Annotated in this window: 8 protein-coding genes and 1 pseudogene; 5 read left to right on the plus strand and 4 right to left on the minus strand. The window is 68.2% G+C overall.

Features of this window, described 5'->3' with window-relative positions:
• Positions 1-260 precede the first annotated feature (260 nt).
• A complete protein-coding gene (locus tag ASE52_RS17810) occupies positions 261-2,336 on the plus strand; it encodes an acetoacetate--CoA ligase (RefSeq protein ID WP_057227993.1) in 2,076 nt (691 codons plus the stop codon).
• 212 nt (positions 2,337-2,548) lie between these two features.
• Here the strand turns inward: ASE52_RS17810 and ASE52_RS17815 are convergent, their stop codons facing one another.
• From ASE52_RS17815 to ASE52_RS26340, 3 genes and pseudogenes are all read right to left on the minus strand, one after another.
• A complete protein-coding gene (locus tag ASE52_RS17815) occupies positions 2,549-3,571 on the minus strand; it encodes a tripartite tricarboxylate transporter substrate binding protein (RefSeq protein ID WP_057227994.1) in 1,023 nt (340 codons plus the stop codon).
• Between the two features lie 95 nt (positions 3,572-3,666).
• Positions 3,667-4,807 (minus strand): AMP-binding protein (locus ASE52_RS26335; RefSeq protein ID WP_241777043.1); only part of this gene is annotated, 1,141 nt, incomplete at its 5' end.
• Between the two features lies 1 nt (position 4,808).
• A pseudogene (locus tag ASE52_RS26340) lies at positions 4,809-5,625 on the minus strand (AMP-binding protein); the annotation flags it as partial.
• 226 nt (positions 5,626-5,851) lie between these two features.
• Here ASE52_RS26340 and pssA point away from each other — a divergent pair.
• Positions 5,852-6,478, plus strand: a complete 627-nt coding sequence (pssA, locus tag ASE52_RS17825) for a CDP-diacylglycerol--serine O-phosphatidyltransferase (protein ID WP_010465242.1) — start codon at positions 5,852-5,854, stop codon at positions 6,476-6,478.
• A gap of 52 nt (positions 6,479-6,530) precedes the next feature.
• Positions 6,531-7,373 carry a PhzF family phenazine biosynthesis protein gene (locus tag ASE52_RS17830; protein ID WP_057228548.1) on the plus strand — a complete coding sequence of 281 codons (843 nt, stop codon included), beginning with the start codon at positions 6,531-6,533 and terminating at the stop codon, positions 7,371-7,373.
• 63 nt (positions 7,374-7,436) lie between these two features.
• Here ASE52_RS17830 and ASE52_RS17835 read toward each other — a convergent pair whose 3' ends face one another.
• On the minus strand, positions 7,437-8,360 hold the full coding sequence (locus ASE52_RS17835; RefSeq protein WP_057228550.1) for a LysR substrate-binding domain-containing protein: 924 nt from the start codon (positions 8,358-8,360) through the stop codon (positions 7,437-7,439).
• 75 nt (positions 8,361-8,435) lie between these two features.
• On the opposite strand from ASE52_RS17835, the gene ASE52_RS17840 reads away from it, so the two are divergent.
• Together ASE52_RS17840 and ASE52_RS17845 are read left to right on the plus strand one after the other, a co-directional pair.
• Positions 8,436-9,572: an MFS transporter gene (locus ASE52_RS17840; protein ID WP_198928122.1), complete on the plus strand. Its 1,137-nt coding sequence runs from the start codon at positions 8,436-8,438 to the stop codon at positions 9,570-9,572.
• Positions 9,573-9,627: 55 nt separating this feature from the next.
• Complete coding sequence (locus tag ASE52_RS17845) at positions 9,628-9,906, plus strand: hypothetical protein (protein WP_057227996.1); 279 nt, start codon at positions 9,628-9,630, stop codon at positions 9,904-9,906.
• Positions 9,907-10,040: the final 134 nt, after the last annotated feature.

Below are 10,040 nucleotides of genomic sequence, written 5' to 3' on the forward strand. Positions count from 1 at the left end.
CGGTAGGGGCGGGCAATGGCACACAGCCATGCGGCCAAAAGGGGATGCAATGCAAATCTTGTGCCGGTGCGATGTTTCTGCTAGCCAGTCGCCCACACGGAGGGCGGCTGGGCGCTGACGGCGGCGCTGGGGGCAAAGCGTGCTTCCATTTTTGTCAGACCGAGGCCCGGGGTGGCGAAGACCGCACCACGGCGCCCCGTGTCAAGCGGGCGACGGGCCCGTCTGGCCGGGCGGCGGTCGCACTGGTACGCTGCGTCGCCATGGAGACAACACCAACCACCCCGCCTTTCATTCCCCAGATCCGGCTGTACCAGAACTGGCTTCGCGACGAGCGCGGGCTCGCGTTCGACAGCTATGACGCCCTGTGGCGCTGGTCCACCACCGAGCTGGACGCCTTCTGGCAAAGCGTGTGGGACTACTTCGAGATCGAATCTCCCACGCCCCACACCGCCGTGCTGGGCAAGAACACCATGCCCGGCGCCCAGTGGTTTCCGGGTGCCCAGGTCAACTACGCGCGGCAGGCGCTGCGCCATGTGGACGCCGCCCACGCCGCCGGCCTGCCCGCCATCATCAGCCGCAACGAAAAAGGCCATCACCGCGAGTTGAGCTGGCCTGAGCTGCGCCGCCAGGTCGCGTCGCTGGCCCTGCACCTCAAGGCCCAGGGCGTGTCGCCCGGCGACCGCGTGGCTGCCTACCTGCCCAACGTGCCCGAGGCCATGGTCGCCTTCCTGGCCACGGTGAGCATCGGCGGCGTGTGGAGCATCTGCGCGCCCGATATGGGGACGCATGCGGTGCTTGACCGGTTCCGGCAGATCGAGCCCAAGGTGCTCATCAGCGTGGATGGCGTGACCTACGGCGGGCGTGACCACGACCGCACGGGCGTGCTGGCCGAACTGCGCGCCGACCTGCCCAGCGTGCAGCACGTGGTGGTGCTGGGCAATCTTGATGCTTCTGTTTCGATAGCTGGTTGCGCAGGATGGAAAAGCGCTACAGCTCAAAATGACACTGAAACTGTGGCCTTCGAACCGATGTGGCTACCGTTCGACCACCCGCTGTGGATCGTCTATTCCAGCGGCACCACGGGGCTGCCCAAGCCCATCGTGCACGGCCATGGCGGCACGGTGCTGGTGGCGCTGCAGCTCAAGGTGCTGCACAACGACATCGGCTGCAGCTACGCGCCCAACAGCTTCGGCGAGCGCTACCACTGGTACAGCTCCACAGGCTGGGTGATGTGGAATGCGCAGCTCTCGGGTTTGCTGTCGGGCACCACCTGCGTGATCTACGACGGCAACCCGGGCGGCAGCAAGGAGAACCCCGACTGGGGCGTGCTGTGGCGCTTTGCGGCCGAGACGGGGGTGACCTTTTTCGGCGCGGGCGCGGCGTTTTTTGCCAACTGCATGAAGGCGGGCATCACGCTCGCGGACTATGGCGACTTGACGCGCATCCGCGCGCTGGGCACCACCGGCTCGCCGCTGTCGCCCGAGGTGCAGGAATGGGGCACCGCGCAGTTCGAGGCCATTGGTACGCACGATATCTGGTGGAACAACATCTCGGGCGGTACCGACTTCTGCGGCGCCTTCATCGGCGGCAACCGCGAGATGCCACAAGTCGCTGGCGAGATGCAGTGCCGCATGCTGGGCGCGGCTGTGGAGTCGTGGGACGCCGAGGGCCGTCCCGTGCAGGACGCGGTGGGCGAGCTGGTCTGTGCGCAGCCGATTCCGTCGATGCCGCTGTACCTGTGGGGCGACAAGGATGGCAGCCGCTACCTGTCGAGCTATTTCGACATGTACCCTGCAGGCCACGGCCGCCAGCCCGGCGGTGGCGACGGCCCCGCCAGCATGGGCGCGGTCTGGCGCCATGGCGACTGGCTCAAGATCGGCGCCAACGGCGGCTGCGTTATCTACGGCCGCAGCGACGCCACCATCAACCGCCACGGCCTGCGCATGGGCACGAGCGAGATCTACAGCGCGGTCGAATCGCTGCCCGAAGTGCTCGACAGCCTGGTGGTGGACCTGGAATACCTGGGCCGCGAGAGCTACATGCCGCTCTTCGTCGTGCTGCGCCCCGGCAACGTGCTCGACGATGCCCTGCGCGCGCGCATCAATGGCGCCGTGCGCACGGCGCTGAGCCCGCGTTTTGTGCCCGACGACATCTTTGCCGTGGCCGAGGTGCCGCGCACCTTGAGCGGCAAGAAGCAGGAGCTGCCCATCAAGAAACTGCTGCTGGGCCAGCCGATCGAAAAGGTGGTGAACAAGGACGCGATGGCGAATCCGGGGTGTCTGGACTGGTATGTGGCGTTTGCGGCGCAGCGGGCGAAGTCGATGCAAAAAACATAGCTACCTGCGCTTTGGGGAAAAGCGCAGGAGCCTGTTTTTATTTGAAATTGTCCTATCCGTGGGGTGCCTGGCCGTCCTTGGTTCCAGCCGCCCTGTTTCTCCTGACTGCTCGCCTCAGGGCGTGACGCCATGCCAGTGCCGCCGCGCAAGGGCCGCCCCGCCGCGCTGGCGGCGTCCCCCTTCAGGGGGAAGGCGCGCAGCGCCTCAGGGGGTTAGTCAAGTTTCGCGCCGGACGCCTTGATCAATCGCTCCCACACAGGCCGCTCCTTGGCAATCGCGGCGGAAAACAGCGCGGGTGAGCTGTTCTGCACATCAAACCCCATGGCCGCGATGCGTTGGGCTACGTCGGGCAACTGCGTGGCCTTGCGCACCTCAGCAGCAATGCGCTCCAGGATGGGCGCGGGTGTGCCGGCCGGTGCGCCGAACGCCAGCCAGCCCGCCACACGGTAGGCCTCGTCGTTCAGGCCCTGCTCGGCCAGCGTGGGCACGTTGGGCAGGGTGCCCATGCGGTGTTCGCCGCTCACGCCGATGGCCTTGAGCTTGCCCGCGTCGATGTGCGCCTTGACCTGCAGCGCGCTCGCGAACGCGATCTGGATCTGGCCGCCGAGCAGGTCCTGCACCATGGGCGCCTCGCCCCGGTAGGCCACGTGGCTCATGTCGGCGTTCTGCGTGAGGCTCATGTACGCCCCGGCCAGGTGCGGGTAGGCGCCCGTGCCGTACGAGCCGTAGGCCACCTTGCCCTTGTTCGCGGCCACATATTTCAGCAGCTCGGGGCCGGTGGCCACGGGCACGCTGGGGTGGGCCACCAGCACCAGCGGGGCAATCGCGATCTGGTAGATGGGCGCGATGTCCTTCTCGGGGCTGTAGGGCAGCTTGGTGTAGAGGAACTGGTTGGTGAGCATGGAGTTGCTCAGGCCCAGCAGCAGCGTGTAGCCGTCGGGCGCGGCTTTGGCCACCGCGTCGGTGCCGATGATGCCGGCCGCGCCGGGTTTGTTGTCGATGACGATCGGTTGGCCCAGGCCCACGGCCATCTTCTCGGCCAGCACGCGCGCAAGCACATCGGTGGCGCCGCCTGCGGCAAAAGGCACGATCACCTTGATGGGCTTGTTCGGGTAGGCGGGCGCCTGCGCAAAGACGGCCGTGCTGGTGCCGGTGCCGACACAGGCCGCAGCGGCGGCCAGCGCGGCATTGCCCAGCCAGTGGCGGCGGTTCATCAACGGATGGTGGAAGGGCATGCGCTGTCTCCTGTCGTGGTTGTTGTAAGAAGCAAAGAAACCGAACGGGCTCCGCCGTGCATGGTGGCGCGCCAGCAGGGGTCTGTCACGCGGGCTTATGCGGGTGGGTGATCGATTTCGGGCGCCGGGCCGCTGGCCACCGTGACGGTGAGAGGCAGGGGCGCGAGCACTTCGCGCAGGCGGGCCAGCAGCGCGTCCGTGTCGGCAGGGGCCGCGCTGGCAGACGTGACGGTCACGCGCACGGCGCTGTCGCCCTCGGGCTGCACCCGGGGGCGGGGCTGGCCCAGGGCTTCGGCGCACACGCTATCGACCAGCGCCTGCACCGTGTGGCAGGCCGCGCGCTGGCGCAGATCGGGCTTGTAGATCTTGCCGACATTGGTCACCGGCATGGTGCCCAGCACCTGCACCCAGCGCGGGCGGGCGACGGCCTCGTCCACGCGCTCGGCGGTGAACGCAAGCAGCTCGGCCTCGGTGGCCTCAGCGCCCGGCACCAGCGTCGCATAGGCCACAGGCAGCTCGCCCGCATAGGCATCGGGCGCACCCACCGCGGCGGCAAGCTGCACGGCGGGGTGGGCACCCAGTGCGTCCTCGATCACCTTGGGGTCGATGTTGTGGCCGCTGCGGATGATGAGGTCCTTGGAGCGGCCGCTCAGGTGCAGACGGCCCTCTCCATCTACAAAGCCCAGGTCGCCCGTCGCCAGCCAGCCATCGGGCGTGAAGGCCTTGGCCGTGTCGGCTGCATCCAGAAAGCCCGAGAACAGGTTGGGCGACTGGAACAGCACCATGCCGGGCTCACCGGGCGGCATGTCCTGATCAGACGCATTGCCGTGCGCATCCAGCGCCACGATGCGCAACTGCGTGTACGGCAGCGGCCAGCCCACGCAGCCCGCGGGCGCGTGCACGCCGGGCGGGGTGATGGTGGAGATGCCGGCCATTTCGGTCATGCCCAGGCTTTCGTGGATGTGCAGGCCAAACAGCCGCTCAAACCGTGCCGCCAGCTCGGGCGCGAGGATGGCCGCGCCCGTGCGGCAGTAGCGCAGCGTGGAGATGTCCGCCCCCTCCAGCGGCACATTGGCCAGCGCCGCCAGCACCGTGGGCACGGCGGACAGGTAGGTGCAGTGGTAGTGCTCCACCAGCCGCCAGTAGTTGGCGATGACCTGCCGGTTGCGGAACAGTCCGGTGGTCGGGATGATGGTTTCCACCCCGGCCGACAGCGCCGCCAGCGAGCCCGGCAACNCGTTGATGCCCACGTCCCCGGGCGTGATGCCCTGCATCTGCACGCAGCCCCACGCCGTGAATACCTGTGCACCGTGGCTGTGGCGCGCGAGCTTCGGCGCACCCGTGGTGCCCCCGGTGTGGAAGTAGGCGGCGATATCGCTGGCCACGATGTGGCGGCCGCTCACCAGATGGTCGCCGGGGTGCTGCAAACGCTCGGCCAGGTCCACCACTCCCTCGGGCAGCGGGCCCGCAGCACCGGGGGCTTCGTCGTGGGGCGCCACGCGCAGCAGTGTCGTCAGGGTGGGCACCATGCCCATCAGGCGCTGGGCCTTGCTCCAGTAACCCACATCGCCTTCGGCGCCATAGGCGATCAGCACCTTGGCGTGTGCCAGGGTCATCATGGCTGCGATTTTCTCGTCGGTGAGCATGGGGTTGAGCGGCTGCACAATGCCCGCCGCCTCGCCTCCCCACAGCGCCAGGTGGTATTCCAGGCAGCCGGGCAGCAGCACGGCCACGGCGTCTTGTGGGCCCACGCCCAGCATGTGCAGCAGGTTGGCCGTCTGGTGGATGCCGCAGAGCAGTTGTGCGTACGACCAGCGGATGGGTTCGTCCGCCGGGTCGGCCGTGGGCAGAAAGGTCAGCGCCGTCTTGTCGCCAAACGCATGGGCGGCGTTGCAGAAGATTTCGTAGGTGCTTTGTACCGGCAGCGCCGTACCCAGCGGCCGGGCTTCGAGCCGCTGCACGTCCTGCAGGCTGCGCACCGGGGCGGTGGGGGCAAACGGAGGGTTGCGGGGCGGTGCTGACGTGGTTCGGGGGGCTGCGGGGGTGGTGGTCATGGGGTCGGCAGTGAACGGATCAGGCATTGTTGGGCTACCCGGCCTTCCTGACAATCGCCGGGCGTCCCCGCCGGGACGCACTGCGGGGCGGTACCCCTGCCCGGTATCGCCGCTCCGCCGGGCGGGCGGTGTGCCTACAGAAAACGCCGTGCACAGCCGCTCATAATGCGGCGTCCTGAGAACGTAACCACGTTCTCGCCTGCATGGCGCGACCGGAGCCCTCGACATGAACACACCCCAACATCCCAAGCGTTTCTCCATGATCCGCGAATTCCACCTGGCAGACTGGTTCACGCTGGGCAACGCGGTCTGCGGCGTGGGGGCGCTGTTCTCGTCGATGACCTACCTGGAAACCGGCGACGTGGTGCACGTGTATTTCGCCTGCGCCCTGGTGCTCGCCGCGCTGATCTTCGATGTGCTGGACGGCCGCATCGCCCGCTGGCGCCAGAAGAGTTCGGCCATGGGCCGCGAGCTGGATTCGCTGGCCGACGTGATCTCGTTTGGCGTGGCCCCGGCCATCATTGCCTATGGCTGCGGCATGCAAGGCCTGTACGACCGCATCGTGCTCGCCTACTTCGTGGCCTGCGGCGTGTCGCGCCTGGCGCGCTACAACGTCACGGCCGAAACCCTGTCGGGCGACGACGGCAAGGTCAAGTATTTTGAAGGCACGCCCATCCCCACCTCCATCGTGCTGGTGGGCCTGCTGGCCCTGGCCGCCTGGCTGGGCGCCGTGCGCGAGAGCCTGTGGTTTGGCAAGGTACTCATTGGCGGCTTTACGCTGCACCCGCTGGTGCTGCTGTTTGCGGTGTCGGGCTCGTTGATGATCAGCCGGATTCGCATTCCCAAGCTCTGAGCCACTGGCTGCCCTGCCATCTCCTGTCCTGTCGTTCTGGATGTTGAACACCATGGCGCTCCAAAAAATCGCAGCGTTTTCCGACGGCACACGGGGCGGCAACCCCGCCGGTGTGTGGATCGGTGACCAGCTCCCCACCCCCGCCGACATGCAGCGCATCGCCGCCGAGGTCGGTTTTTCTGAAACCGCGTTTGCCGCCCCACTGGACGATGGCCGCTGGAAGGTGCGCTACTTTTCGCCCGAGAGCGAGGTGCCTTTTTGTGGCCACGCCACCATTGCCCTGGGCGCCGCACTGGCGCAGCGCGAGGGTGACGGCGTGTTTGCGCTGTCGCTGAGCCAGGCCGAGATCACGGTCGAAGGCCGCCGCGCGGGCGATCTGGTGCAGGCAGCGCTGCAATCGCCCGGCACGCGCAGCGGGCCTGTGCCTGCCACGTTGCTGGCCGATGCGCTGGCCCTCTTTGGCCTTGGTGCATCTGATCTGGACCCGCGCATCCCGCCCGCGCTCATCCACGGCGGTGCGGACCACCTGGTGCTGGCGCTGCGCAGCCGCGACGCGCTGGCGGCCATGCACTACGCGCTGGACGTTGGCCGTACGCTCATGGTGACCGCCGGGCTGGTCACCATCGTGCTGGTGTGGGTGGAGTCCAACCGCCTGCTGCACACCCGCAATGCTTTTGCCTCGGGCGGCGTGCTGGAAGACCCGGCCACGGGTGCCGCCACCGCCGCACTGGCGGGCTACCTGCGCGACCTGGGCTGGCCGCATGGCGGCGCCATCGATGTGGTGCAGGGCGAGGACATGGGCATGCGCTCGCGCCTGCGCGCCGAGATGGGGCCGGTGGCGGGCAGCTCCATCCGCGTGTCGGGGACGGCACGGTGGATGGGCGACGGGGAATGACTTGGCATTTGCTATAAATTTTATAGCTATTGACGCTTGATGATCAAGCGCTAGACCTCGTTTTTAATCAGAAATCGGCTGTACGGGGACGGCTTCGGAAGGCGCTGATGCTTCCATCTCTTCCCTGAGCCACTGCACAAAACGCAGCGTCTCCGGCGACGGGTCCGGGGCCGTGCCGAAGTAGTGCCGGGTCAGCGGCAACCGCAAGGTGGGCAAAGGCGACACCAAGCGCCCCGACGCCAGGTCGTGCGTGATCAACGACACCGGCGCCATCGCAAAGCCCAGCCCGTCCACGGCGGCCTGCAGCACAAAGTGCAGGTGATCAAACTGCAGGCAGCCGGCAGGCTGGAGCGCTGGCGCGTTCACCTGCTTCTTCCAGCTTTCCCAGTCCTTGCTGCGCGACTTGGACAGCAGCAGCACGTGGGACGACAACGCCTCGGGCCGCGTCACCGGGCGCTGGGCGAACAGCGTCGGCGACCCCACCACCAGCGCCTCGTCTTCCAGAAACGGGTGGACCTGCATGCCTGGCGGCCACCCGCGCGGGCCGCGCCGCAGGGCCAGGTCGAAAGCCTCGGCCGCGTGGTCGGGTGCCAGCGTGCTGGTGATGACCTGGGGCTCGATGTCCGGGTGCTGGGCCACAAAACCCGGCAGCCTGGGGATCAGCCAGCGCACCGCAAAGCTGGGCCGCACGTTGATCTTGACGCTGCGCAGCCCGGCATCGCCGCGCAGCGACTGGGCGGCGGCGCCGATCTGCGCGAGTGCAGGCCCGACCTGCGCGTGAAACTGATGCCCCGCCGCCGTGAGCAGCACCTGCCGCGTCTTGCGCTCGAACAGGTCCACGCCCAGGTGCTCCTCCAGCGCCTTGATCTGGCGGCTGATGGCGCTGTGAGTGACATGCAGCTCCAGCGCAGCGCGTGTAAAGCTCTGGTGGCGCGCCGCCGCCGCAAAGGCGCGGACGGCGTTGAGCGGGGGCAGGCGGGGTGACATGCGTGCAATTTTGTCACGCATGGGGCGCAGCAATATCGTTTGTCGCGCCGGGCACCGCCGCGCACCATGCGGGCCATGCCACAGCCTCCAGCCAACCCCTCTGCCTCAGACCTCCACTCGCGCCGCGCCGCCTTGGCGCTGGGCCTGTCACTCCCCGGGGACACGGTGCTCTACCTGCTGCTGCCGATGTTTGCCCCGGCGTTTGGCGTCACCCTGTTCGAGGCGGGCATTCTGCTGGCCGCAAACCGCCTCGTGCGCATTGCGGGCTACGGGGCGGTGGCGCGGTTCTACGCCCGCCATGGCGAGCGGCTCACCTGCTCGCTGGCCGTGCTGGCCGCCGCCGCGTGCGCGCTGGGGTACGCCACCCTTGGCGGGTTCATCGCCTTGTTGGGCCTGCGGCTGCTGTGGGGCCTGGCGTTTGCGGCGCTGAACCTCGCCACGCAGGCGCTGGCCACGGCCGAGCCCGTGGGCGCAGCGCGCAGCGCGGGGCAGTCGCGCGCCTTTGCAGCGCTGGGGCCCATGCTGGCCCTGCCTGCGGGGGGTGTCTGTGCGCTCTGGTGGGGGCCCCGGGCCATCTTCTTGGTGTTTGCCGCCGTCGCGTTGTGCGCCTTGCTGGCCACGCGGCACTTGCCCGCCCAGCCGCATGCCATGCCGCCCCCGGAGAAGCGCTGGGGCAGGCTCCCCGGTAGCCTGGACCGTTTTTCATTCGTCGAGGGGCTGGTGCTGGACGGCCTGTTCATCATCGGCTTGTCGTACCTGGGCCGCGATGTGCTGCCGGGCCATCCGGTGATCGTGGCGGGGCTGTTGCTGTCGGTCCGCTATCTGGCCGAGATCGTGCTGAGCGCGTTGGGCGGCGACCTGGCCGAGCGCTACGGCGCCGAAGTGCTGCTGGTGGGTTTTGCGGTGCTGACGTCGGTGGCCCTGGTGGGTTTTGGCCTGGGGTGGCTGTGGTCCAGCGCACTGGCCATCGTGATCTTGCGGGCCCTGCTGCTGCCGCTGTTGCCACCGCTGGTGGCGCGCCGCACGCCGGGGCCGGGGCGCATCCAGGCGCTGGCGACACGGTCGGTGTGGCGGGACCTGGGCGCCGGTGCGGGCCCGGTGCTGGCGGGTGTGCTGCTGCCCATTGCACCCTCTGCCTGGGTGTATGGCGTTGCAGCCTTGCTGCTGTCGGCCACGGCCATCGCCTGCTGGGTGCCGCGCAGCGACGGATGAGGCGCCGATCGGCCATCGCCCCCTTTTTACAACCTTCCGTTTTGGAGAAGTCCCCGTGAACATCCACACCACCTTGATCCGCTGCGCCGGTGGCACCGTTGACCTGCCCGCGCGGCCCATGAACCACCGCAGCGATGGCGGGCATGTGCTGGTCCACCCGCCGCGCCCCGTCTGGGAACGCAGCGAGCTGACACCCGAAGAGCTGGCGCATTGGTCGTGCCTGGTGGCCGCAACGGGCCGGGCCATGCTCGACACCTTGCCGCAGCTCGCCGGAGGCTGCCTGAACTACTGGGAGGCGGGCAACAACGCGCTGAACCCGCTGGCCCACCTCTAGAGCCTGTTCAAAGTCTTTTTTGGAGATCGCATTGGAGTGCAATCGGGATGAGTGGATGCTTCGGATGCGCCGCATGGGCTCGTGCCCATGCAAGCAGCCGGGGCTTCCAATCGCCCGATTTCACTCCAACCCTT

It is taken from the genome of Acidovorax sp. Root275, assembly GCF_001428965.1.
Taxonomy (GTDB): Bacteria; Pseudomonadota; Gammaproteobacteria; order Burkholderiales; family Burkholderiaceae_C; genus Acidovorax; species Acidovorax radicis.